Origin of the sequence: Microlunatus speluncae (assembly GCF_009299835.1) — a bacterium.
GTDB lineage: Bacteria > Actinomycetota > Actinomycetes > Propionibacteriales > Propionibacteriaceae > Microlunatus > Microlunatus speluncae.
Window position 1 is genome coordinate 86,592 of sequence record NZ_VKCZ01000011.1, and the last position, 24,806, is coordinate 111,397.

A 24,806-nucleotide genomic window follows, 5' to 3' on the forward strand; every position below is an offset into this window, starting at 1 on the left:
ACAGAGTCAGCCTGATCTGCGACATCGGGGTCCACCCTTCCGACCGATCCCAGTCGCCGTCGCGCTGAGCTCGGCGAGGGCGTCCTGCCACCCCGCCCCTGGTGCGTCTTGGTGTTCGAGGTGGGCTCGGCCGGTGGTTCGGTTGGCCGAAAGACGCATCAAAGGGCGGGCGGGTTGAAGTGCCCGGTGGGTTTCGCGCCCGGGTGGCGGTCGCGCTGGTGCCGGTGGGTGAGAGAGGCGGGGTGAGTTCATCGAGTGGGACGTTTCCCGGCTCGATCGGCGCGGAACGGACGGGAAACGTCACACTCGATGACCGGGCCGGGCTTGGGTAACGCAAAACCGGCACCCGGCCGCGAATCCTCCGGGCGCACCAACCGGCCCGCCCTTTGGTGCGTCTCTTTTTGTGGCGTCAGGCTCGAACCCGAGAAGGCGTACCGACTGGTTTGCCCTTCGACAGGCTCAGGGAAACGAACACGCAAACCCGCCGCCGTTCCCGCGGCCGGGCGATCGGCGGCATGCTTGGGGTTGGGGCTCGCCGTAGGGAAGGGATCGATCATGCCCGACGATGCTCGTACCGAGTTGATCACCGATGAGCGAGCGCTCGCCGCGCAGTTGTTCAACGACGCCTGGGCGTTGCTCGAGCAGCAGTCGCGGACCGCCGACGAGGAGGACCGGCTGGTGCACCAGGCGCATGCGTCGCGGTTCCACTGGGACAACGCGGGTGGCGACCAGCAGCGGGCGATCGGAGAGTGGCAGTGCGCCCGGGTCTACGCCACGCTCGGCCGGGCCGAGCCTGCGCTGCACCATGCGCGGCGGAGCATCTCCTACGCCGGCCGGGTCGGCGTCGCGGACTGGGTCGCCGCCAGCGCCGAGGAGGCCCTCGCCCGCGGTTACGCCGTCGCCGGTGAACGTGAGCTCGCCCAGGACGCCCGGGATCGGGCCCGGGCCCTGGCCGAGGCCGTCCGGGACCCGGAGAACCGCGAGGTCGTGCTGGCCGACCTCGACACGCTACCGATCCCCTGACCAGCGACGGGGATGGCTAGACTCCAGGCTTCGATCCGCACCACTGCGAAGGCACAACCAGATGAGCCCGTTTGATCATGACCTGGTGATCGTCGTCGACTACGGCGCGCAGTACGCGCAGCTGATCGCGCGCCGGGTCCGCGAAGCCAAGGTCTATTCCGAGATCATGCCGCACACGGCATCGGTGGAAGAGATCCTGGCCCGCAAGCCGAAGGCGATCATCCTGTCCGGCGGGCCGGCCTCGGTCTACGCCCCGGGCGCCCCGGCGCTCGACCCGGCGATGCTGACCAGCGGCACCCCGGTGTTCGGGATCTGTTACGGCTTCATGGCCATGGCCCAGGCACTCGGCGGCAACGTGGCCCACACCGGTCAGCGGGAGTACGGCCGGACCGCGGTCACCGTCAAGGAACCGGGCCTGCTGCTGGCCGGGCTGCCGGAGCAGTTGAGTTCCTGGATGTCGCACGGCGACGAGGTGGTCGGTGCGCCGGAGGGCTTCGTCGTCAACGCGACCTCGCCGCGCGCCACGGTGGCCGCCTTCGAGAACGCGGACCGGCAGCTGGCCGGGGTGCAGTGGCATCCCGAGGTGATGCACAGCGAGCACGGGCAGCAGATCCTGGAACACTTCCTGGTCGACATCGCCGGCTGCCAACAGACCTGGACGATGGTCAACATCGTCGACGAGCAGGTGGAGCGGATCCGCGCCGAGGTCGGCGACAAGCAGGTCGTCTGTGCCCTCTCGGGCGGTGTGGACTCCTCTGTGGCCGCGGCTCTGGTGCAGCGGGCGATCGGTGATCAACTCACCTGCGTCTTTGTTGATCATGGTCTGCTCCGGGCCGGTGAAGCCGAGCAGGTCGAGCGCGACTACGTGGACGCGACCGACGTCAACCTCAAGGTTGTCAATGTCCAGGAGCAGTTCCTCACCGCGCTGGATGGCGTGAGCGACCCGGAGACCAAGCGCAAGATCATCGGCCGGGAGTTCATCCGCACCTTCGAGGCGGCGGCGCGCGACGTCGTGGCCAGCGTCGAGTCCGGCAGCGGCGAGACGGTCGAGTTCCTGGTCCAGGGCACCCTCTATCCCGACGTGGTCGAGTCCGGCGGCGGCGAGGGCGCGGCCAACATCAAGAGCCACCACAACGTCGGCGGGCTCCCCGATGATCTTCAGTTCCGGCTGATCGAACCGCTGCGCACCCTGTTCAAGGACGAGGTCCGCAAGGTCGGCGAACAGCTCGGGCTGCCGCCGGCGATGGTCTGGCGGCACCCGTTCCCCGGCCCCGGGCTGGCGATCCGGATCGTCGGCGCGGTCACCGCCGAGCGGCTCGAGCTGCTCCGGCAGGCCGATCTGATCACCCGCGAGGAGGTCACCGCGGCCGGGCTCGACCGGGACATCTGGCAGTTCCCGGTGGTGCTGCTGGCCGACGTCCGCTCGGTCGGGGTGCAGGGCGACGGGCGGTCGTACGGGCATCCGATCGTGCTCCGCCCGGTGACCAGCGAGGACGCGATGACGGCCGACTGGGGCCGGCTGCCGTACGAACTCCTGGAGAAGATCAGCACCCGGATCACCAACGAGGTGGCCGAGGTCAACCGGGTGGTGCTGGACATCACCAGCAAGCCGCCGGGCACCATCGAGTGGGAGTGACCGGCTCCGCCGAAGTGCATTCGGCATGCATCCGGAGTACGGCCGCGGCGTAGACATGGTCAGGCAGACTCCGGTATGCCTCGTGTGCTCTCACCCGATCGGCCCCGCTGTCTGCCCTACCGCCGCGGGGGCAGTCGATGGATTCAGATGCGTTCGACGCGTTCTATACGACGTCGTTCAGCCGCTTGGTCGGTCAGATCTACGCCATGTGCGGCAATGTGACCGAGGCGCAGGACTGCGTCCAGGAGGCGTTCGTCCGCGCCTGGGACAAGCGCCGGATGCTCGACGCCGAGCAGTCACCGGAAGCCTGGGTGCGCACGGTCGCCTACCGGCTGGCGGTCAGTCGCTGGCGCCGGGTCGTCCGCGCGCGCCAGCCCGCGGACCGCGCCAAGCAGCCGCAACAGTCACCCGCCGAGCCCGACGTGACCCGGGTCGCGCTGGCCACGGCGCTGGCCAAGCTGCCGGCCGAGCAACGCCGGGCGATCGTGCTGCATCATCTGTGCGACCTGCCGGTGGCCGAGATCGCCCGCGAGGTCGGGGTGCCGGTGGGCACCATCAAGGCCCGGCTCTCCCGCGGCCGGGCCGCCCTGGCCGAGCAGTTGCGTGACGAGCCCGTACTAGATCACGGCGCGGTCTGAGCCGACCGGCAGCGACCCTCCTACTGGCAACGGCGGCAAGCTCTTGTCAGCCGAATTAACGATCACTTACTGTCTGGGTGATCGTTAATCCGCCGTAGCTGACTCGATGAGGAGCAGGTCCATGGCTCGTGCGCTCTCGTTCCGCCTGATCATCACCGGCCTGGTGGTCGCGTTGATCACCACCGTCGCCGGGCTGGCACCCGCCGGCGCCGCCCCCGACGGTTCCGGCCGTTACAGCAATCCACTGATGCAGGACGTCGCGCAGGCGTTCTCCGACGTCGGGCTGATCAGGGCCAAGGACGGCGCCTGGTATGCGTACGCGACGAACACGATCATGACCCACGAGAACCAGCAGAACGGTGGGCCCGGGCACCTGATCCCGATGGTCCGCTCGACGGACCTGGTGCACTGGGAGTTCCTCGGCGACGCGTTCAACGAGGCCAACCATCCGCAGTGGGCGGGCTGGCCGAACAAGGGCTACTGGGCGCCGGACGTGCGCTACGTCGACGGGCAGTACTTCATGTACTACTCCGCCCCCGGCTCCACCGCACTGGACGCCGCGATCGGGCTCGCGACCGCGCCGACGCCGGCCGGGCCGTGGACCGACATCGGGCATCCGGTGGTCAACTTCGTCGCCGACAGCGAGGTGATGGAGATCGACCCGATGATGTTCATCGACGACGACGGCACCAAGTATCTGTACTACGGCTCGTTCCGGCGCGGCGGGCTGCACGTCGTGAAGCTGGCCGCGGACGGGAAGAGCACCGTCGGCGAATCGCGGCAGGTCGTCGCCGGCGAACGCGGCGAGGCGGCCTGGGTGACCAAGCGCGACTCCTTCTACTACCTGTTCTACTCCGGTTACGGCTGCTGCATGGGTGATGTCGGCGGCGGTGGCTATCCGGTGCTGGCCGGCCGGTCGAAGTCGCCGGTCGGGCCGTTCCTCGACGAGAACGGCGTCTCGCTGACCGCGGCGCAGCCGGGCGGCACGATCGTGAACTCGTTCAACGGCAACACCCTGTCGGCCACCGGGCACAACGCGGTCACCGTCGACCGGTCCGGGCAGCAGTGGAATCTGGTCAACTCCGATTTCCGGTTCGAGCTGCCCTGGGGCGGCCGGCCGCAGTCGATGGATCGGCTGGACTGGATCGACGGCTGGCCGACGGTCCGGGCCGGGCGCTGGACCTCCGACCAGCCCCAGCCGGCGCCCGCCGCGGCCTGGTCGGCCGGCAGCAGCTTCAACGATTCCACCGAACTCTCCGACTGGCGCTCCGTCGGCGCCGACTGGGCGGTCGGCCAGGACCCATCCAGCGGCGGGTACGTGCATCCCAAGATCATCACAACGCAGCCGTCCTTGCTGGTCAGCCGCTCCCGTGGGCCGGCCGACTACCGGGTCGAAGGTGATCTTCGTACGGCGAGCGAGCGGTCCGGAAAGGCCGGCCTGGTCTTCGGTTACCGGTCGCCGCGGGACTATGCGGTGGCCTGGCTCGATCCCGATCAGGAGTCGCTGCGGGTCGAGCAACGGGTCGGCGGCCGCGTGATCGAGATCGCTGAAGCCCCACTGCACCAGGGATTCCGGTACGACACCTGGCACTCGGCCAGCGTCGAGGTGCGCGATGGTCAGGCGACCATCCAGGTCGCGCCGGCCCAGGGCGACAACCCGCTGGCCGAACTGACCGTGCAGCTGGCGCGGCCGCTGACCGGGGCGGCCCAGCTCGGCGTCGCCTCGGTCGGCGGAGCCCGGGGCGACAACCTCGGGATGGCCCGGCTGTATCGGCCGGTCACCGAGAAACTGCCCGATCCCGAGATCGGCCGGCCGCTGGCCGACTACAGCGACGAGTTCCGCCGCGGGCCGTTGGACCCGGCGTGGCGGTGGACCGGAGCTGTTGATCAAGGTCGGCTCGAGGACGGCCGGCTGGTCTGGGACACCCAGGCGCTCGACCTGAGCGAGGAGAAGGGGCCGGCCGCGACCGTGCTGCTGCGGGACGCGCCGGAGGGTGACTTCACGGTGGAGACGCGGCTGTCGCTGCCGTTCTCGGGCAGCACCGGCAACGCGCGGGCCGGGCTGATCGCCTGGGCGTCGCGGACCGAGTCGCTGCAGCTCGCGCCGACCCGGACCGGCGCCGTCCGCCAGGCGTTCCTCTGGCCCGGTGCCGACGACAGTCCGTGGCCGGAGGCGATCCAGCTCGGCCCGAGCGCCGACACGATGTGGCTGCGGCTGCGGCACACCCGACAGCCGGACACCGGCGAGCATCTGTTCCAGGCCGCGACCAGCCTGGACGGCCGGCACTGGCAGTGGGGCAGCTTCTGGCATCTGCCGGCCGACGCCGGCCCGCTGCAGTTCGGGCTGGTGTCGATGGGCGGCACCGGGACCACCGCCCGGTTCGACTACGTGCGGACGTTTCGATCATGAACGGCCGGCGCGAATCCCCGATGATCATCAGCCGCCGGGGCCTGCTGGCGACCGGGGCGGCTGGTGCCCTGGCCGCCGGGCTGCTGCCGGGGGCGACGCCGTACGCCTTCGCCGTCCCGCAGGCCGAGGACGGCTACGACCTGTGGCTGCGCTACCGCACTGTCGCCGACGGGGACCTGTTGCGGAGCTATCGGGCTGCATTCGATCATGTGGTGGTCCTGGGTGATCACGAGGTGCTGCGGTCCGCCGGCGAGGAGTTGGCGCGCGGGCTGTCGGGGCTGCTCGGCCGCAGCGTGCCGGTGCGTGATCAGATCGGCGCCGGCGCCGTGGTGATCGGCACCCAGGCCGCCCGCGAAGTGGCCGAGATCGTCCGTCCCGGAGAGCTCGACGACCTCGGCCCGGAGGGTTTCGTGATCGGCCGACGGCACCGCCCGGATCGGCTGGTGATCGGCTCGGCCGGTGAGCGCGGCGTGTTGTACGGCGCGTTTCGGTTCCTGCAGCAGCTGCAGCGGCAACGGCCGGTCGACCGGCTGGCGCAGACCGACCGGCCGGCCGCACCGCTGCGGATGGTCAACCACTGGGACAACCCGAACCGCACCGTGGAGCGAGGCTACGCCGGGAAGTCGATCTTCGACTGGGACCAGCTGCCCGAGCTGCGGCAGCGCTACACCGACTACGCGCGGCTGCTCGCCTCGGTCGGGATCAACCACACGGTGATCAACAACGTCAACGCCAGTGCTGAGTTCCTGCGCACCGAACGGCTGCCCGACCTGAAGGCGTTGGCCGGCGTGTTTCGGGGCTGGGGCGTGCGGCTGTGGGTGTCGGCCAACTACGCCAGCCCGATCACCCTGACCGCCGGCGATGCCGACCCGATCACGGTGGCCGATCCGTTCGACGCCCGGGTGCGGGACTGGTGGCAGGACAAGATCGCCGAGCTCTACGCCCTGGTGCCGGACTTCGGCGGCTTCCTGGTCAAGGCCAACTCCGAGGGCCAGCCCGGCCCGCTCGACTACGGCCGGACCCACGCCGACGGGGCCAACCTGCTGGCCGACCTGCTCGCACCGCACGGCGGTCGGCTGGCCTGGCGCTCCTTCGTCCACGAGGGCTTCGACGACTGGGCCGAGTACCAACATCGGGTCTTCCAGCCGCTCGACGGTGACTTCGCGGCCAACGCGATCGTGCAGACCAAGAACGGCCCGATCGACTTCCAGGTCAGGGAACCGGTCAATCCGCTGTTCGGCGCCCTGCCGAAGACCAACCAGCTGATCGAGCTGCAGATCACCCAGGAATACACCGGCCACGCGACCCACCTGTGCTATCTGGTGCCGCAGTGGAAGACGATCTTGGACTTCCCGACCCACACCGGCTCCGGATCGGGGCCGACCGTCGCCGACATCGTCACCGGCACCGCCTACGACCAGCAGCAGGTCGGGTTCGCCGGAGTGATCAACTTCGGCGACGACCGCGACTGGACCGGCTATCAACTGGGCGCCGCCAACACGCACGGCTTCGCCCGGCTGGCCTGGGATCCGCGGCTGTCCGCCGAGGAACTGGTGACGGAGTGGATCGAGCTCACCTTCGGCAGTGATCACCGCGTGGTGGACACCCTGAAGTCGATCATGCTCGCCTCCTGGCGGACCTACGAGGACTACACCTCCCCGCTGGGGATGGGTTACCTCACCTATCCGCTGGGAGCTCACTTCGATCCGGCGCCGGCGACGACCCAGAACCTGTCCCACCACAGCACGGCCGAGGGGACCGGCTTCGATCGGACCGTGGCCACCGGCACCGGCTATCCGGCCCTGTACGCCGATCACTGGCGCGACCGCTACGAGTCGCTGGAGCAGTGCCCGGACGAACTGTTGCTGTTCCTGCACTGGGTGCCATACACGCATCGGCTCCGTTCCGGACGGACGGTGATCCAGCACATCTACGACAGCCACTTCGACGGGGTGGAACGGGTCCGGGCGTTCCGGAGCGACTGGCAGCGGCTGGCCAAGCTGATCGACCCGGCCCGGCACGCCGACATAGCCGCCACCTTCGATGATCATGTCGTCGAGGCCACCCGGTGGCGGGACAGCATCGTCGCGTACTTCTTCGGCTGGTCACGGATCCTGTCCACCGGGGCCGGCTGGCTGCAGCTGGCGTACCCGGGCGGACGGCTGCTCTTCGGCGGCCGGGCCAACGACCTCGCGGTCGAGCTGACCAACGCGACCCGGGATCGGCAGACCATGATCGCGACCGTGCACCCGGTCAACGCCGACTGGCAGGTCGAGCCGACGACGACCATGATCGACTCCGGGAAGTCGGTCACGGTCGCCCTGCCGGTCACACCGCCGCTGATCGCCGATCATGCCGAACTGTCCGTCGACCTGGAGCCGGCTCTGACCGCGCTCGGCGGACAGGGCCAGACGTTCGTGATCACGCCCGCCGCCGAACACTGCGACCTGGCGTTGGACGTCGGGACGGCGGACAGCCCGCTGGTCACCGGCTATGCCCGGCTGGCGCCCGGCTCGGCCTGGGACGAGACGCGCGGCTACGGCTGGGTCGGCAGCGCGCCACAGGGCCGGGATCGCGGCAGCAGTTGGGATCCCCTGCGCCGGGACTTCTGCGGCGACTATCCCGCCCGGACCCTGCGGCTGCGGCTGCCGGCCGGACGTCGCCGGGTGGCCGTGCTGGTCGGCGACGGCGGCCCCGACTGCCCGCCGACGATCATCGCCGAGGCAGGCACCGTGCTCGCCACCTCCCCCGACCTCCCCGGCGGCACCTTCGACTGGCTGCACTTCGAGCTCGACGGCGGCCCCACCGGCCGCACCGCCGACCTGATCTTCGACAGCCACCCGGACCGCTTCTGGCACCTCGGCGCCCTGGTGATCATGAACCCCGAATGACCCACACGTTCGTTCCCTGAGCCTGTCGAAGGGCAAGCCAGATCGTACCCCTTCGGTTTCGGCCTGGCGGCCGTAAAGACGCACCAAGGAGCTGGCGGGTCAGGCCGTTCGTCGCGTTCATGCGGCCGGGCGCCGGTTTGGAAGGCGAAAGTCGCTGACTGGACATCGACTGTGACGTTTCCCGGCCTTCCGCCGCCGATCGAGCCGGGAAACGTCACAGTCGACGATCCCGCCACAGCCCAACCGCAACCCGGCCGGAACTCCGAGGCGACGCCGAGACCTGCCCGTCCCTTGGCGCGCCTTTCCGGCCGCCAGGCCGAAACCGAAGGGGCACGATCTGGCTTGCCCTTCGACAGGCTCAGGGAACGAACGAGCGGGGACAGGCTCAGGGACCGAACAAATGGACAAGCTCAGGGAACGGGTCGGCGGGGAGGGACGGTGGTGTCGCGGAAGACGATCTCGGTGGGGGCCGCGGTGGGCGGATCGGGCTCGGGTTCACCGCGGATGGCGGCGATCAGGCGGCGCATCCCGTGCCGGCCGGAGGTCTCCCGGTCGACCCGTACGGTGGACAGGGCGGGCGTGCCATAGCGGACCAGGGTGAGGTCGTCCCAGCCGGTGACGCTCAGGTCGTCCGGCACCCGCCAGCCGCGCCGGAAGGCGGCGTGCATCACGCCGACCGCAATGTGATCACTGGCCGCGACCACCGCGGTGACCGGGCTGTCGTCGGGCAACGACTCGACGGCCCGGACCCCGGTGTCGGGGTGCCACGGCCCGGCGAACTCCCCGTGCGACCGGAGCCCGAATCGCTCACAGGCCTCCAGATAGCCGGCCCGACGCAGTTGCGCGGAGCGCCAGTCCGGCGGTCCGGCCGCATGGAACAGCTCGCGATGGCCGAGGTCGGCCAGCCGGCGTACGATCTCGATCATGGTCTCGGCATCGGCGACGACCGCTTCGACGGCGCGCAGCCGATCGTCGTACTCCTCGGTCTGCACCACCACTCCGCCGCTGTCCGGAGTGATCATCAACGGCGTGACCGACAGGACCCCGTCGACCTGACCACTGGCCAGCAACTCGGCCGCCACGGTACTGAGCGACTCCGGCAACTCGTTCATCCCGATCACGATCTCAACCCGGTAGCCGTGCCGCTGAGCCTCCTCGCTGGCGGCGGCGACGGTACGCTCCGGCCCGGTCCAGCCGGGCAGGATGATCGCGACCACGCCGGTGCTCCGGGTTCGCATCGCCCGGGCCATCAGATTGGGCCGATAGCCGAGCTCGTCGATCGCGGCCCGTACCCGCTGCCCCGTCGCCGCTCCCACGGTCGGATCCGACCGCAGAAACCGGGACACGGTCTGGTGCGAGACCTCGGCCAGAGCGGCGACATCATGCAGGGTCGGACGCCGCGCCAAGCTCACCCCCTCACCCTACTGACCCCACCCCCAACCCCGAGTTGTCAGACTCTCACCACGCCAGAGCATGGTGAGAGTCTGACAATTCGGGGTTGTGTTCAGGAGGCGGCGTGGTGTTGGGCGATGGCCTCGTGGTGGCGGATGACCTCGGCGACGATGAAGTTCTGCAGCTTCTCGGCAAACTCGGGGTCGAGTTTGGCGTCGACGGCGAGATCGCGGAGCCGGGCGATCTGCTGGGCCTCGCGGGCCGGGTCGGCCGGCGGCAGGCCGTGCTGCGCCTTCAGCTCCCCCACCCGTTGCGTGATCTTGAACCGCTCGGCCAGCAGATGAATCAAGGCCGCGTCCATGTTGTCGATGCTGTCCCGCAGTCGGCGCAGCTCCGCCACCACCTGATCTGTCACCGGGTCAGCGTAGTACCGGCCCGGAACGCCCCAGCCCCGGGCATAGTGACCGACCGGAATCACAGTTAGGGTCTTGCCGGAAAGAGCACGGCCATCTAGCGTAAGCGAATGGATCGACGACAGCTCCTCAAGTCCGGCGGCCTGGCCGCTCTGGCCGGCGGCGGACTGACCGGCCTCGGCACCCTGCCCGCGCACGCCGAGCCGGCGCCGCCGAAGTCGTACGGCATCGCGGCCCTGAGCGCCGCCATCGTCGGCTTCGCCACCGACGGCAGCACCGCCTGGTGTGTCAGCCGGGGTCAGACGCCGCCCAAGGTGATCACCTTCGACATCGCCTCGCAGGCGGTCACCCGGGTGGTCGGGCTCGAGCGCGGCGACGGCGCATGGGCGGCCGGGCTGTCCGGCGGCAAGCTCTATCTCGGCACGTACAGCTTCGGCGACCTGATCGAGTACGACCCTGCGACGGGGACCGCGACCACCCTCGGCTCCATCGGCCCGACCGGGACGATCCCCTGGCAGACGGTGGCCGCGCCGGACGGCGTGATCTACCTCGGCACCTATCCGCGGGGTGAGGTGTGGTCCTACGACCCGGCGACCGGCACGCTGACCAATCTCGGCCAGACGGTGCCCGGCTCGCAGTACGCGCGGCTGCTCACCGTCGACGACCAGTACCTCTACGTCGGCACCATCCCCGCGCACATCATCCGGATCGACCGGGTCAGCGGCGAGAAGGTCGAGCTGCTGCCGGCCGACACCACCCTGTCTGGGCTGGCGGCCCTGGCGGTCCGCGACGGCAAGGTGTACGCCGGGACGGGCCAGGGCGTGATCGAGATCAACCGGGACGGCTCCGGCTTCGTCGACCTGCCGGCCCCGCCGGACGAGTACTCGATCGACGCGCTCACCTTCGACGCCGACGGCACGGTGATCGGGCTCGGCCGGCGGACCGGCCACATCCTGCGCCGCGACGGCAACACCATGGCATTGATCGGGCAGGGGCCCGCCGGCGATGAGAACCGCGGCGTCGCCGTGCTCGACGACGGCCGGATCATCGGCGCCTGCGGCAGCGGATTGATCTTCACCTTCGACCCGGACTCGGGCGAGTTGCAGGCCAGCGACCTGACCGCGGATCCGGACGCCGCCGGGCCGGAACTGTTGCAGTCGCTCTGCCTCGGACCGGGCGGCACGGTCGCCGCCGGCGGCCATTTCTCGATCACCGTGCACCAGCCATCGCGGCGGACCACCGAACGCTTTCACGTCGCCGGCGAGCCGAAGGACATGATCCCGTGGCGGGACGGCATCATCGCCGCGCTGTATCCGAGCACCGAGTTGATCATGCTCCGGCCGAACAACGGCCACATCCGCAGCTACGGCCGGATCATGAACGGTCAGCAGCGGCCGTGGTCGATCGTCCGGCACCCCGGGACGGGCACGGTGCTGATCGCCAGCGCGCCGCCGACCGGCTCCCTGCAGGGCGGACTGACGCTGCTCGATCCGGTCTCCGGAGATTTCGAGGTGCGGTTGGACATCCTGCCCAACCAGGGCCTGACCTCGATCTCGCTGGACGGCGACCTGGCCTACATCGCCGGTGACACATGGGGCGGTGGCGGGACTCCGCCGACCGAGCCGACCAGCCAGGTCGCGATCTTCGACGTCGCCACGGGCACCGTGGTGGAACGGATCGCGCCGCTGCCCGGCCAGCCGAGCATCCAGAGCGTCGCCGTGCACGACGGCATCCTGTACGTGTCGTACAAGCGGACCTCGGGCACCTGGATCGCGTACGACCTGGCCCAGCGGACCGTGATCGCCCAGGGCAAGCTCTCCGGCTACGGCGTGATCACGCCCTACCGAGGCCAGGTCTACGCCGGCGCGAACTTCGGCGACAACCTGTACCGGATCGGCCCCGGCCTGACCCAGGCCGAGCTGCTGCACACCGGCATCGGCACCAACTGGTACACCGTCCCCCGGATCATCCCCTCCGGCCGCGGCAACACCGCCTGGACCGCCATCGACCGCGACCTCACCCTGATCGACCTCTCCTAGCGCACGGTCAGCTCCGCGCCGTCCTCGGCTTCGGGGCGGCGAGGTTCGGCGGCGCGACCGTTGCCGGCCCGCGCGACTGCTGCGGCGGTCGCGTCGGCCTGGAAGGGTCGCGTCGAGCCCCCGGGCTGCCGGCGGGCTCAGGACGCGAGAATCGGTGGTCGTCGATGCGGTCGCGCCTCGGGTTGGCGCGTGGAGAGCTTCAGACAGCAGCGAAGGGGCGGCCCCGGCGTCGGTCGCGATCGTCCACCCCGTCACGACCCCGCTCAACCGCCGAGATTCAGCGCCGCGACCGGTATCGGTCCCCGCGACCGCCACAGCAGTCGCGTCGGCCTGCAAGGGTCGCGTCGAGCCCCGGGCTGCCGGCGGGCTCTGGACGCGAGAATCGGTGGTCGTCGATGCGGTCGCGGTTCGGGTTGGCGCGTGGAGAGCTTCAGACAGCAGCGAGTGGGGGCGGCCTCGGCGTCGCTCGCGATCGGTCCGCCCCGTCACGACCCCGCTCACCCGCCAAGATTCAGCGCCGCGACCGGTATCGGTCCCCGCGACCGCCACAGCAGTCGCGTCGGCCTGGAAGGGTCGCGTCGAGGTAAACCCCCTGGGCCGGGCGTCGGCGTCGCGTCGTCCCGTCACGGGAGTCGAGCGCCGAGAGTGACCTTATCCACGCCAGAACGGCAACTTCGAGGTTGGGAAGGCGACACTCGACGCGCACGTGCGCACCCCACGCTGTACCGCGACGACTACCTGAATTCCGCCTCGCGACGTCGTTAGGTCACCACTCGGCGAACCCGACCCGGCGAGCAGTCCCGACCAACGCCGAACCCGCCCCCTTTTGCTGCCGCCTGTAGCTCTCCACATCGCCGTCGCGACGCGCACACCCAAGTCTGGAAGGGACAGGCGGGATCAGCGCTGAACCGGCGGCCGGCCGCGATCCCCACCCACCATCCAAACCCACCCGCCTCGGCGCGTCGTTCGGCCCGACAGGCCGAGCCTCGGAACGGGGCCCGGCTTGCCCCTCGACAAGGCTCGGGGAACGAGATTCTTACGTCGCGGCACCCATCAGGTCGGCGATCGCCGCGGCCGCGGTCTCACCATGATCAACAGTCTCGTACGCGATCCCGGTCCGGCGATGGAGGATGTCGTCGACGGTCACCGCACCCTCGTGCGTCACGGCGTGTACGACCTCGGCGGCCAGGTAGTCCTCGGCGCCCGGGATCGGGCGGGCGAGGTCCGGGGAATTCATGATCAACTCGAGCACCGGGTCCAGGGCCGAGCCGTGGCGGCGGAGCAGGTGCTCCAACCGGGCGACGTGCAGGCCGGCCCGGCGGGCCAGCAGGTGACGCTGATTCCAGCGGGCGAAGTAGCCGTCGGCGCCGAGCAGCGGGACCCGGTCGGTGATCGCCTTCGGCACCAGCCCGCCGATCAGGCCGCCGGCCGCATCGACGGCCCGGGCGGCAAGATCACGGTAACCCGCCGCCTCGGCCGTGACCGCCGCGACCAAACCGGGCGCGGTGCCGATCCACCGGTCCCGATCACGGCCGTCGGCGGTGGTGATCACCGGATGGCTGCCGGCGAAGCCTGACTCGACGTCGTCCGGGCCGAGCGGACGGCCCAGGCAGGGATTGATCGCATCCAGGATCAGCCGGCGATCATGATCGTCGAAGCCCCGGATCGGGCCGGATTCGAGCGTCGGCGGCACTCCGTCGCTCTCGACCGGCGAGGCGGACGGGCCGACGATCCAATGCCGACCCCAGGGCACGATCAGTTGATCATCGACCACGATCCCGGTCGAGGCCCGGATCCGGTCCCGCGGCAGCACCAGGTAGGCGCGGCGCTGCCGCTCGATCCGCGGCAGCGCGATCAGGTCACCGACCAGGCTCGGCGTCGCCGACCCGGTCGCGACCACCACCGTCGCGGCGTTGATCACGAACTCGGCCCCGCCGAGCGCATCCCGCGCCCGGACCCCGGTGACCGTCCCGTCGACGGTGATCAACTCGGTCGCCGGGCAGTGGTGCGCCAGCGTCGTCCCGTACAACTCGGCGGTGCGGACCAGCCCGAGGACGAACCGGGCGTCGTCGCACTCGGCCTCGAAATACTGCACGCCGCCGGTGATCAGATCCGGCCGCAGCGCCGGCGCGATCCGGCGCACCACCCGTCGCGGCAGCTGGCGATGTGCCGGCAGCAGTCCGGCCCGGCCGGTCCGCGGCACCGGCGCGTCCTGGGCCACCAGTTCGGCGGCGATCACCGCTCGGTCCCAGGGCGACGACACCGGCTGCAGCATCGGCACCCGGCGGACCAGGTGTGGGGCGAGCCGGTCCAGCAGCCGGGTCCGTTCCCGTCGCAGCACCGGAATGGCCAGCAGATCCTCGGTCCTGGTCCGGGGCCGTCCGGCCATGATCTTGCCGGTCCGGCCCGACGCACCGCCGGCCCAGTCCGCCGCCTCGATCAGCGCGACCCGCAGCCCCCGGGTGGTCGCGTCCAGCGCGATCCCGGCGCCGAGCACCCCGCCGCCGACCACGACGAGGTCGTACCGCGTCTTCGGTAGTTCCGTCACAGCGGCAGCCCGCTGCTCGGCATTCAACCGCCCGTCCATCGCCCACTCTCCGCAGACTTGTCAGAACGAGAGCACGCTATAGCGTCCCCTAGTTCTGACAACTTGGGGTGTTTCAGCCGAGGACTACCTCGACGCGTTGGAACTCCTTGAGCTCGGTGTAGCCGGTGGTGGCCATGGCCCGGCGCAGGGCGCCGACCAGGTTCATCGTGCCGTCGGGCACCGTGGACGGGCCGAGCAGGATCTGCTCCAGGGTGCCGACGGTGTCGAACCTGGCCCGCTCACCGCGCGGCAGGGTCGGGTGCCAGGCCTCGGCGCCCCAGTGGAACCCGCGGCCGGGAGCCTCCTGGGCCTTGGCCAGCGGCGAGCCGACCATCACCGCGTCGGCGCCGCAGGCGATCGCCTTGGCGATGTCGCCGGACCGGCCGACCGAACCGTCGGCGATCACGTGCACATAGCGGCCGCCGGATTCGTCCAGGTAGTCCCGCCGCGCCTCGGCGACGTCGGAGACCGCCGACGCCATCGGTACGGCGATGCCGAGCACCGACCGCGTCGTGTACGCCGCGCCGCCGCCGAAGCCGACCAGCACGCCCGCCGCACCGGTCCGCATCAGGTGCAGCGCCGAGTGGTAGGTGGCGCAGCCGCCGACGATCACCGGCACATCCAGCTCGTAGATGAACTGCTTCAGGTTCAGCGGCTGGCTCGTGGTGGAGACGTGTTCGGCCGAGACCGTGGTGCCGCGGATGACGAAGTAGTCGACGCCGGACTCGACCACGGCCTTGGCGTACTCGGCGGTGTTCTGCGGCGACAGCGCGCCGGCCGCCGGGACCCCGGCCTCCTTGATCTGGGCCACCCGGGCCAAGATCAACTCCTGCTTGATCTCGGCCGCGTAGATCTCCTGCATCCGCCGGGTCGCCTGGATCGGGTCTGTGATCGCCGCGATCTCCTCCAGCAGCGGCAGCGGGTCGTCGTAGCGGGTCCACAGGCCCTCGAGGTTGAGCACGCCGAGCCCGCCCATCCGGCCGACCGCGATCGCCGTCTCCGGCGACATGATCGAATCCATCGGCGCCGCGATCAGCGGGTGCTCGAACGTATTGGCGTCGATCCGCCAGGCCAGCGACACCTCCTCCTCGCCCCGGGTGCGACGGGACGGGACGATGGCGATGTCGTCGAACGCGTACGCCTGCTCGGCACGCTTGCTACGACCGATGTCGATCATGAAACCTCGTCCGTTCCTGGAGTTGGGCCGAACCAGTCGAAGGGCTTACTTGCCGGAATAGTTCGGCGCCTCGACGGTCATCTGGATGTCATGCGGGTGGGATTCACGCAGGCCGGAGGAGGTGATCCGGACGAACTTGCCGCGCTGCTGCAGCTCGGGCACGGTCTGGGCACCGACGTACCACATCGACTGCCGCAACCCGCCGACCAGCTGGTACGCGACCGCCGCGACCGGGCCGCGGTAGGGCACCTGGCCCTCGATCCCCTCCGCGATCAGATGCTCATCCGAATTGACGTCGGTCTGGAAGTACCGGTCCCGCGAGAACGACCGCGATCGGCCCCGGCTGGCCATCGCGCCGAGCGAGCCCATCCCGCGATAGGTCTTGTACTGCTTGCCATTGACGAAGATCAGATCGCCCGGGCTCTCGTCGCAGCCGGCCAGCAGCGAGCCGAGCATCACCGTGTCCGCGCCGGCCACCAGGGCCTTGGCGATGTCGCCGGAATACTGCAGCCCGCCGTCGCCGATCACCGGCACGTCGGCCGGCTTGCAGGCCCGGGAGGCGTTGTAGATCGCGCTCACCTGCGGCACCCCGACCCCGGAAACCACCCGGGTGGTGCAGATCGAGCCGGGACCGACTCCGACCTTGACTCCGTCGGCACCGGCGTCGACCAGCGCTTTGGCGCCCTCGTACGACGCGACGTTGCCGCCGACGATGTCGACCCCGGAGGCGGCCTGCTCGGCCTTCAGCCGGCGCACCATGTCGATCACGCCGCGCGAGTGACCGTGTGCGGTATCGACGATCAGCAGGTCGACACCCTCCTCGATCAGCGCCATCGCCCGCTTCCAGGCGTCGCCGAAGAAGCCGACCGCGGCCGCGACCCGGAGCCGACCTTGATCATCTTTGGAGGCGTTCGGGAACTGGTCGGACTTGACGAAGTCCTTCAGCGTGATCAGCCCGCGCAGCCGGCCCTGGTCGTCGACCAGCGGCAGCTTCTCGATCTTGTTCTGGGCCAGCAGCTTCATCGCCTCGTCGCCCTTGATCCCGACGTGGCCGGTGATCAGCGGCATCTTCGTCATCACGTCGCCGACCAGCCGGGTCGGGTCGGTCTCGAAGCGCATGTCCCGGTTGGTGACGATGCCGAGCAGCTTGAGATCGGCGTCGACGACCGGGACGCCGGAGATGTGGTAGCGGCCGCACATCGCGTCGGCCTCGCCGATCGTCGCATCCGGCGAGATGGTGATCGGCTCGTCGACCATCCCGGCCTCGGAGCGTTTGACCACGTCGACCTGGTGCGCCTGGTCCTCGATCGACAGGTTGCGGTGGATCACCCCGAGCCCGCCCTGGCGGGCGATCGCCACCGCCATCCGGGACTCGGTGACGGTGTCCATCGGCGAGGACAGCAACGGCACCTTGATCGAGATCCGCCGCGACACCCGCGACGATGTATCGGCCTCGGACGGATTGACGTCGCTCAGGCCGGGTTGCAACAAGACGTCGTCGAACGTCAGGCCGAGCGTGTTGAACGGATCAGGAACGCCGGCCGCAGTGAGGTCACCGGGAGACTGGGACACGAGACACCTTTCGCACACGGTGGAAGCCCTCATGCTAGACCCCGCGGCCAGCAGACCGTAAACCCGGACGAGCCGCGATCGGGGTGTGCCGAACACCGATCCGAACCCGATTCCGACCCGCTGAGTTCACCGGGGCCGAAATCGGCCGGTGGCAATTTGTGGCAATCGTTTGTCGTCGGTTGCCAGATGTGTTTGCCTACGGATCGTGACCGACGATCGGAACGACCGTCCGGCTACCATCGGCGACGTCGCCGCGGCGGCCGGTGTCGCCGCGTCCACGGTGTCGCGGGCGCTGAACAACCCGGGCCGGGTCAACGCCCGGACCCGGGAACGGATCGAGCGCATCGCCGCGGACCTGAACTACGTGCCGAGCACCCAGGCCCGGGCCCTCTCCTCCGGCCGGACCCGCACCGTCGGCCTGCTGGTCCCCGACATCACCAACCCGTTCTACTTCGACCTGATCCGCGGCACCCAGCACCAGCTGAAGGCCTCCGGCTACACCCAGCTGCTGGTCGACACCGAGGAGTCGGCCGACGTCGAGGCCGAGGCGCTGGACCGGCTGCGGACCGCCACCGACGGGGTCATCCTGACCGCCTCCCGGCTGACCGACGAGCAGATCCTGGCCACCCACCGGACCCGGCCGGTGGTCACGATCAACCGCAACGCCGGAACGGTGCCGACCGTGGTGATCGACACCCCGACGGCGCTGCGCCAGGCCGTCGATCACCTGCTGTCGTTGGGACATCGGCGGCTGGCCTACCTCGGCGGGCCGATCAACTCCTTCTCCAACGGGCTGCGCTGGAAGACCCTGTCGGAGGAGATGGAGGCCCGGCCGGAACTCGAGGTCATCCGGCTCGGCCCGTTCGCGCCGACCACGACGTCGGGCGGGCCCGCGGTCGACGCCGTGCTGAACGCGGGCGCGACGGCCTGCATCGCCTACAACGACCTGATCGCGATCGGCATGCTGGAACGGTGCCGCGGCCGTGGCATCGCCGTGCCGGACGAGCTGAGCATCGTCGGCTGCGACGACATCTTCGGCGCCTCGTTCTGCCATCCGCCGCTGACCACCTGCACCGCGCCGATCGAACGCGTCGGCCAGGTGGCGACGACGATGCTGCTGTCGCAGATCAGCCCCGGCCTGATCGGCGCACCCGGCAACGGCGGCCGGCCGAGCCGGCGCCACCTGACCCTCGTGCCGACCCACCTGACCATCCGCGACTCCACCGGCCCCGTGGTCCGGGTCGGTGCCGCGGCCGCCCCGAACGCTAAGGAACCCGCGTGACCGACATCGCCACCCCGACGCTTCAGCTCGACCCGGATCGGCTGTTCCCCATCGATCCCGGCGTCCGCGCGCTGGCCCGGGAGCTGTACGAGCCGGTCGCCGACGCGCCGATCTATTCGCCGCACGGGCACGTCGACCCCGCCCTGCTGCTGGCCAACGAGCCGTTCGGCGACCCGGCAGAGTTGTTGATCACTCCTGATCACTACGTGTTGCGGCTGCTGCACGCCGTCGGCGTCGGCCTTGGTGATCTTGGTCGGCCGCGGCTCGACGGTCGCTCGGAGCCTGCTCCGGACGGTCGGGAGATCTGGCGGATCCTCTGCCGCAACTGGCACATCTTCGCCGGCACCCCGGTCCGCTACTGGCTGGAATCACAGCTGGTGGAGATCTTCGGCCTCACCGCCCGGCCGAGCGAGGCGACCGCCGATCAGTTGTACGACGAGCTGTCGGAACTGTTGCTGACCGAGGAATTCCGGCCCCGGCCGCTGTTCGACCGGTTCAAGATCAAAGTCCTGGCCACCACCGACGACCCGGCCGATGATCTTGCCGCGCACCGGGCACTGGCCGAGGATCCCACCTTCCACGGCCGGGTGTTGCCGACCTTCCGGGCCGACGCCTATCTCGATCCCTCGGCCGCCGGCTGGTCCGACCGGCTGCGCCGGCTGAGCGAGGCAGCGGGGACGTCGACCGACCGTTATACCGGGCTGATCGAGGCCTTGCGGGCCCGCCGCCGGTATTTCGCCGAGCACGGCTGCACCGCGACCGACACCAGCCCGGCCGACACCTGGGGCGAGCCGCTGCCGGACGCCGAGGCGGAACGGATCCACGCCGCCGGCCTGGCCGGCACGGTGAGTGCGGCCGAGGCGGTCGCGTACCGGCGCAATCTCTTCTACCAACTGGCCGCGATGTCGGCCGACGACGGCTTGGTGATGCAGCTGCACCCGGGCGTGCACCGGAGCCATCACGCGCCCTCGCTCGCCGCCTACGGCACCGATGCCGGTCATGATCTGCCCGCGGTCGGCGGCTACACCGAGCCGCTGCGCCGGATCCTCAACGACTTCGGCACCGACCCGACCTTCCGGCTGGTGCTGTTCACCGTCGACGAGACCACGTTCTCCCGGGAGATCGCGCCGCTGGCCGGCTTCTATCCGAGCGTGTACGCCGGCGCACCGTGGTGGTTCCTGGACACGCCGGCGGCGATCCTGCGCTACCGGGCCGCGGTGACCGACAGCACCGGGTTCTACAAGACCTCCGGCTTCATCGACGACACCCGGGCCTTCCTGTCCATCCCGGCCCGGCACGACATGTCCCGGCGCACCGATGCCGCCTTCCTCGCCGAACTGGTCGCCACCCACCAGCTGGAGCCGGCCGAGGCGCAGGCGATCGCCCGGGATCTGGTCAGCACGATCCCGATCGACGTCTTCCGGCTGCCGACCGAATAAATCGCTCCGCCGGCGGGCACCGGCGGCTTAGAGTCGGCCGCTATGAAGCTGCAGTTCTTCACCGATCCGTCGGAGTTCCTGGCCGTCGCCGGGAGCGTGCTGGCCGCCGATCCGGTGGTCGGCAGCGTGGTGGCGACGATCAGCGAGCGAGCCGTACGGGAGCGGGCGGACGGTGTGCCGCCGCCGGACGGGCCGTGCTGGTGGGCCGTGATCACCGACGGCGACGCGGTGGTCGGCCTGGCCATGCGGACCGCGCCGCGACCGCCGTACCCGATGTTCGTGCTGCCGATGCCGGACGCCGCGGCCCGACTGCTGGCGACCACCCTGCACGATCGCGGTGAACACCCCGGCGGCAGCAACGGCGCGCTGCCGGCGGCCCAGGTGCTGGCCGAGGAGTCCGTCCGGCTCTGGGGCGGCTCGACCGCGGTGGAGCAGCGCACCCGGCTGTTCGAGTGCCGCGCCGTGGTCCCGCCGGCGGCCGTTGCCGGTGTCCTGAGGCCGGCCGAGGCGACCGACCTCGACCTGGTCCAGCGCTGGGTCGAGGCCTTCCACGTCGAGGCGGCCGAGCAGGCCGGGCGGGACCCCGGCACCGACAACGGGCCCGACCCCGACGGCGTCCGGCGCCAGATCGCCGCCGGCAAGCTCTGGCTGTTCGTCGGCCCGGACGGTGCTCCGGCCCACCTGACCGGAGTCAATCCGCCGGCCTTCGGGGTGAGCCGGATCGGCCCGGTCTACACCCCGAAGTCGCACCGTGGCCGCGGGATCGCCTCGCACGTGGTCGCCGAACTGACCGCCCGCGGCCTGGCCGCCGGGACCCGGATGTGCCTGTTCACCGATCAGGCCAACCCGGTTTCGAACAAGGTCTACGAGGCGATCGGCTACCGACCGGTGGTCGACATGGCAAACCTGATCATCGATGCGTCCTAGCTCGCCGGGTCAACAGTCCTCCCGGCGTTCGGACACGACGACCCGGAGGTCGAAGTGGAGCGGCTGCGCGGCCAACTCTTCCCGGGCCCGGCGACAGAGGGTTGCCCGGTCGCGTTCCCATTGACCGACCAGAGTGACGCTGTTTGTCTCGTCGTACATGCTGAGGGTCTTGACGTCGGGGATACGCGCTACGACTTGCAACGCGCGGACCGTACGGTCGACTTCGACGAGCGGACGACCATGGAACAACCAGTCGGAGTCGCGGTCGCGATGCGTGACCGAGAGGGTCTCGACGACAGTGTCCGCGGCCGCTCCGGTCGCGGCGATCTCCCGGATCATGGCCTCTGCGGCCGCCGAGCGCTGTTCGGGGCCGTCGGTCAGAATGCTGATCCGGATCGCTGGTCCCGGCCCTGAGTCCGGGTCGGTCGGATCGGGACCCGGGACCGGCTGCAGGTCGATCCGGTCGACCCCGGCCGCGTCGACTCGCCCGGACGCCACCAGCAGGTCGGCCGCGGCGGGAGTCAGGAAGACGTTCGTCACCAGGACTGCCCGGCCCATCCGGACCGTCCAGCCGGTGCCGCTGTAGGCCCGGAGCTCGATCAGGGTGTCGAAGATCCTTCGGACCTCCCGCCGCGAACTGCCCGGCTCGAGGTCCAGCACCTTGCCCGGGACACGGCTCCCAGCGACTCCCGGCAGGGACCGTAGGTCCTGCTCGAGTCGGTCCTGTCGCACGGCTCGGAACAGGACGGTCGACGTGATCACCAACGCGATGATCACGGCGCCGGTGATCACCCTGATCATGACCCGACGGTCCCTCAACCAATGGCCGTGCGGCACGTCGGAGCCGGCGACCCGGTGCCGACGACGGACATGCCAGGTCGCTCCCTTCTCGTCCGGGTAGGGCGGCCGGACGGAGGCGGCCGCATGATCCATCGCGTCGGCGGCGGAGATCGGGATGATCAACTCCTGCCCGGCGGGGAGCGCACGTTCGGCGTCGCCGACAACGCCCCGGTTGGCCGTGGCGATCAGTCGCCACTGCGCCGAATCGCCGTAATAGCGTCGGGCGAGCGACCGCAGATCGTCACCGGCGACGACTCGATGGATCGGCATGTTCTCCTCGGCAGCTCGGTCCGGCTCGGAGCACCATAGCCTTTCGGGAGTCCGCGATCCGGCCGACAGGACAGTTCACGAGCTCGGCAGAATTGAGCCTCGGTCAGAGATCGAGGACGGTATCCGGCCTGATCGACGCCCTGTCGTCGTACCGGCTGACTTCGGCGAATCACCGGCGGCGCGGGAGCCGTCGCCGTACCGTGGCTGCATGACAACGACGTCAGCCGGCTTCCGGCGCTCCGGAAGTCGATCATGAGCACCGGCGGGGCGCTGCCGGACACCTGCCCGATCGGCTGGCAGCCGAACGCCCTGGCCCCGGTGTTCTTCGGGGCCCGCAGCCTCGGCCCGGCCGACGGCGCGCCGGTCCCGCTGCGGATCTTCTTCCCCAGCCTCGACGGCGCGGTCGAGAGCGCGCCGATCCTTGCCGGCTGCGGTCGCTATCCCTTGATCATCTTCTGTCACGGACACTGCATCGGCGATCCCGATCATCACCGGCGCTGGTTCCGGTTGCCGGCCCAGCTCGCCCGGAGCGGGTACGTCGTCGTGGTCCCCCGGCTGGCCGGCATCTCGAGCGGGCAGAGCCCGTCGGTCGCCGATCATCCCGACCTGGCCACGCTGCAGGCGGTCGCCGGCTGGGCCCGGTCCGGCTGGGAGCACGCCGCGGTGCTGCTGCCGCCACCGGCCACCGGGCTGGCCGGGCACAGCTACGGCGCCATGCTCGCGGCCCGGTTTGCCAGCACCCGGCCGGTCGCCGGCTACGCCGGACTGAGCGGCGGCTGGGGCGACTGGTTCGGGGATGCGCCGAGGCCGCTGCCGCTGCTCGACCTGCCGACGCTGCTGGTCTGGGGCGGGGCGGGCGACCTGTTCACCCAACTGTCCGACGCCGAGTGGAATCAGCTGCGCCGGCCGCGGCACCGGGTGATCTTCGCCGAGGGCGAGCACTGGGACTACCTGAAGGGCGTGGACGTGCCGTGCCGCAACAGCACCGGCGCCTGTCCGCATCTCGGCCCGGCGGTGGACGACCTGGTGACGATGTTCTTCGGCAAGTATCTGCCGCCGGAGTTCGGCGACGGGCTGCCGGGCCGGGTGCCGACCAGCCTGGCGCCGCCGCCGCTCGAGCTGACTCCGGAGCAGGAGTTCTTCGCCGGTGGGTTCCTGAACGGCTGGGACGCGCTGTCCGGGCATCCGGCCTGCGCGGCCGGAGTCTCGGCGGTCACCGAACTACTGGTGGCCAACCGACGGACCAGGGAGACGCATTCGTTGGAGCGGCCGTGCCGGTTCGTGGCGTTGATCGGCGAGCGCAACCGGCAGGTCGTCGGCACCCGACCGACCGGCTACCACTGGTGCGATTTCTGCTTCCCGCGGCGGGCGGACGGCTGACCATCACCGACCGAGGTCAGCAGGGACGCGACTTGCTCTCGGCATCATCGCCCGGCTCCGGCTGGTGGCCGAACTGCACCGAGAGGTCGAGGTCGGCCCGCTGGCCGAGGACCTGCCGGGCATCGCGGCAGGCCGACTCGGCGCCCGCCTCCACCTTGGCCTGGACGCGGACCTTGAGCCGCTCGCCGAGCACCGCCTGGTGGAGCTTCGGTACGCGCTGCAGCAGGGCCAGCACCTCGTCGACCTCGGCCGGCCGGTGCAGCGCGGCCTCGGCCACGGTCACCTTGGCCCCGGCCGTCGGGGAGTCCCGCACCGCGAGCCGGTCGGCCGGCACGGGCTCGCCGGCCGCCAGGGCGGCGACCAGGGCCCGGGCCAGCGGGATGGCCCGGTCCGGAGTGGCGGGCTCGGCGTCGATCACCGGCGAGTACGGATCGACGATGATCACTCCCGGCTCGGCCAGCCGGGCGGTGCCGAGCCGCTGCAACAGGTCGACGGACCTCGGCTGGTCGATCACCTCGGGTTCCTGCGGGGTGGCCAGGCTGACCGAACCGAGCCGCAGGGTCCAGGAGTCCTCGAGCTGCTGGGCGCGGTCGAAGATCACCCGGGCCTCGGCGGGGGTAACCCGGGCCGCCAGCTCCACCTCGTGCTTCACGCCGTCGATCCGAGCGACTCCGGGCAGGCCCTCCAACGTGGCGGTCCGGCCGGCGATGACCGCGTAAACGATCACGACCACCAGGACGACGACGAGGCAGAACACGATCAACCGGTGCACCCCGTAGCGGCGACCGAGGAGCAGGTCGCGCGCGGTGGGACGGGGCGTCGTCGCGGAGCTGTTCGCGCCGCCCGCGTTGCGTGAATTCATCTGGCCTCCCGGCTCGCCCGACAGTCGC

At 70.4% G+C, this 24,806-nt stretch carries 17 protein-coding genes; 10 read left to right on the top strand and 7 right to left on the bottom strand.

Translation table 11 applies throughout. The features are described 5' to 3' along the window. The first annotated feature begins 555 nt into the window (after positions 1-555). The 5 genes from FNH24_RS14830 to FNH24_RS14850 all read left to right on the top strand — a co-directional run bounded on the left by FNH24_RS14830 (position 556) and on the right by FNH24_RS14850 (position 8,598). Entirely contained in the window at positions 556-1,023 is a 468-nt protein-coding gene (locus FNH24_RS14830; protein ID WP_152362974.1) for a hypothetical protein, read from the top strand. A gap of 61 nt (positions 1,024-1,084) precedes the next feature. Next, a complete protein-coding gene (guaA, locus tag FNH24_RS14835) occupies positions 1,085-2,659 on the top strand; it encodes a glutamine-hydrolyzing GMP synthase (RefSeq protein WP_152362975.1) in 1,575 nt (524 codons plus the stop codon). Between the two features lie 137 nt (positions 2,660-2,796). Next, positions 2,797-3,297, top strand: coding sequence for an RNA polymerase sigma factor (locus FNH24_RS14840; protein ID WP_152362976.1), 501 nt, complete (start codon positions 2,797-2,799; stop codon positions 3,295-3,297). Positions 3,298-3,418: 121 nt separating this feature from the next. Further along, positions 3,419-5,707 (top strand): family 43 glycosylhydrolase, encoded by a 2,289-nt coding sequence (locus tag FNH24_RS14845; protein ID WP_161606141.1) that lies wholly within the window; start codon positions 3,419-3,421, stop codon positions 5,705-5,707. Between the two features lie 20 nt (positions 5,708-5,727). Beyond that, positions 5,728-8,598: an alpha-glucuronidase family glycosyl hydrolase gene (locus FNH24_RS14850; RefSeq protein ID WP_152362978.1), complete on the top strand. Its 2,871-nt coding sequence runs from the start codon at positions 5,728-5,730 to the stop codon at positions 8,596-8,598. Between the two features lie 410 nt (positions 8,599-9,008). Here the strand turns inward: FNH24_RS14850 and FNH24_RS14855 are convergent, their stop codons facing one another. Both FNH24_RS14855 and FNH24_RS14860 read right to left on the bottom strand, forming a co-directional pair. After that, on the bottom strand, positions 9,009-10,010 hold the full coding sequence (locus tag FNH24_RS14855; RefSeq protein WP_152362979.1) for a LacI family DNA-binding transcriptional regulator: 1,002 nt from the start codon (positions 10,008-10,010) through the stop codon (positions 9,009-9,011). 92 nt (positions 10,011-10,102) lie between these two features. Then, positions 10,103-10,405, bottom strand: coding sequence for a chorismate mutase (locus FNH24_RS14860; RefSeq protein ID WP_152362980.1), 303 nt, complete (start codon positions 10,403-10,405; stop codon positions 10,103-10,105). A 108-nt stretch (positions 10,406-10,513) separates the two neighbouring features. Here FNH24_RS14860 and FNH24_RS14865 point away from each other — a divergent pair, with 108 nt between their 5' ends. After that, complete coding sequence (locus FNH24_RS14865; protein WP_152362981.1) at positions 10,514-12,442, top strand: PQQ-binding-like beta-propeller repeat protein; 1,929 nt, start codon at positions 10,514-10,516, stop codon at positions 12,440-12,442. A 1,036-nt stretch (positions 12,443-13,478) separates the two neighbouring features. Here the strand turns inward: FNH24_RS14865 and FNH24_RS14870 are convergent. The 3 genes from FNH24_RS14870 to guaB form a co-directional block, all read right to left on the bottom strand. Further along, positions 13,479-14,990 (bottom strand): glycerol-3-phosphate dehydrogenase/oxidase, encoded by a 1,512-nt coding sequence (locus FNH24_RS14870; RefSeq protein WP_161606142.1) that lies wholly within the window; start codon positions 14,988-14,990, stop codon positions 13,479-13,481. 112 nt (positions 14,991-15,102) lie between these two features. After that, complete coding sequence (locus FNH24_RS14875; RefSeq protein ID WP_152362983.1) at positions 15,103-16,206, bottom strand: GuaB3 family IMP dehydrogenase-related protein; 1,104 nt, start codon at positions 16,204-16,206, stop codon at positions 15,103-15,105. Between the two features lie 45 nt (positions 16,207-16,251). Then, positions 16,252-17,778, bottom strand: a complete 1,527-nt coding sequence (gene guaB / locus FNH24_RS14880) for an IMP dehydrogenase (protein ID WP_246186905.1) — start codon at positions 17,776-17,778, stop codon at positions 16,252-16,254. Positions 17,779-17,983: 205 nt separating this feature from the next. Between guaB and FNH24_RS14885 the strand changes: the two genes are divergently transcribed. The 3 genes from FNH24_RS14885 to FNH24_RS14895 are packed head-to-tail and all read left to right on the top strand — an operon-like array spanning position 17,984 to position 21,426. After that, positions 17,984-19,060 (top strand): LacI family DNA-binding transcriptional regulator, encoded by a 1,077-nt coding sequence (locus FNH24_RS14885; RefSeq protein WP_246186906.1) that lies wholly within the window; start codon positions 17,984-17,986, stop codon positions 19,058-19,060. After that, on the top strand, positions 19,057-20,499 hold the full coding sequence (gene uxaC / locus FNH24_RS14890) for a glucuronate isomerase (RefSeq protein WP_152362985.1): 1,443 nt from the start codon (positions 19,057-19,059) through the stop codon (positions 20,497-20,499). Before FNH24_RS14885 ends, uxaC begins: the two co-directional genes overlap by 4 nt. Before the next feature lie 42 nt (positions 20,500-20,541). After that, positions 20,542-21,426, top strand: a complete 885-nt coding sequence (locus tag FNH24_RS14895) for a GNAT family N-acetyltransferase (protein WP_152362986.1) — start codon at positions 20,542-20,544, stop codon at positions 21,424-21,426. 9 nt (positions 21,427-21,435) lie between these two features. On the opposite strand, the gene FNH24_RS14900 is transcribed toward FNH24_RS14895, so the two are convergent. Continuing rightward, positions 21,436-22,536 carry a LysM peptidoglycan-binding domain-containing protein gene (locus FNH24_RS14900; protein ID WP_152362987.1) on the bottom strand — a complete coding sequence of 367 codons (1,101 nt, stop codon included), beginning with the start codon at positions 22,534-22,536 and terminating at the stop codon, positions 21,436-21,438. A 252-nt stretch (positions 22,537-22,788) separates the two neighbouring features. Between FNH24_RS14900 and FNH24_RS14905 the strand changes: the two genes are divergently transcribed. After that, positions 22,789-23,916 (top strand): alpha/beta hydrolase family protein, encoded by a 1,128-nt coding sequence (locus FNH24_RS14905; protein WP_152362988.1) that lies wholly within the window; start codon positions 22,789-22,791, stop codon positions 23,914-23,916. Between the two features lie 16 nt (positions 23,917-23,932). On the opposite strand, the gene FNH24_RS14910 is transcribed toward FNH24_RS14905, so the two are convergent. Further along, a complete protein-coding gene (locus FNH24_RS14910; protein WP_152362989.1) occupies positions 23,933-24,778 on the bottom strand; it encodes a hypothetical protein in 846 nt (281 codons plus the stop codon). Between the last annotated feature and the right edge of the window lie 28 nt (positions 24,779-24,806).

What these genes read in the sequence shown, in the direction of transcription:
- guaA (WP_152362975.1), top strand. Translation starts at nt 1,085, where the DNA reads ATGAGCCCGTTTGATCATGACCTGGTGATCGTCGTCGACTACGGCGCG.
- FNH24_RS14865 (WP_152362981.1), top strand. Translation starts at nt 10,514, where the DNA reads ATGGATCGACGACAGCTCCTCAAGTCCGGCGGCCTGGCCGCTCTGGCC.
- FNH24_RS14905 (WP_152362988.1), top strand. Translation starts at nt 22,789, where the DNA reads ATGAGCACCGGCGGGGCGCTGCCGGACACCTGCCCGATCGGCTGGCAG.
- FNH24_RS14895 (WP_152362986.1), top strand. Translation starts at nt 20,542, where the DNA reads ATGAAGCTGCAGTTCTTCACCGATCCGTCGGAGTTCCTGGCCGTCGCC.
- FNH24_RS14900 (WP_152362987.1), bottom strand. Translation starts at nt 22,536, where the DNA reads ATGCCGATCCATCGAGTCGTCGCCGGTGACGATCTGCGGTCGCTCGCC.
- FNH24_RS14910 (WP_152362989.1), bottom strand. Translation starts at nt 24,778, where the DNA reads ATGAATTCACGCAACGCGGGCGGCGCGAACAGCTCCGCGACGACGCCC.
- FNH24_RS14850 (WP_152362978.1), top strand. Translation starts at nt 5,728, where the DNA reads ATGATCATCAGCCGCCGGGGCCTGCTGGCGACCGGGGCGGCTGGTGCC.
- FNH24_RS14830 (WP_152362974.1), top strand. Translation starts at nt 556, where the DNA reads ATGCCCGACGATGCTCGTACCGAGTTGATCACCGATGAGCGAGCGCTC.
- FNH24_RS14840 (WP_152362976.1), top strand. Translation starts at nt 2,797, where the DNA reads ATGGATTCAGATGCGTTCGACGCGTTCTATACGACGTCGTTCAGCCGC.
- FNH24_RS14875 (WP_152362983.1), bottom strand. Translation starts at nt 16,206, where the DNA reads ATGATCGACATCGGTCGTAGCAAGCGTGCCGAGCAGGCGTACGCGTTC.
- FNH24_RS14845 (WP_161606141.1), top strand. Translation starts at nt 3,419, where the DNA reads ATGGCTCGTGCGCTCTCGTTCCGCCTGATCATCACCGGCCTGGTGGTC.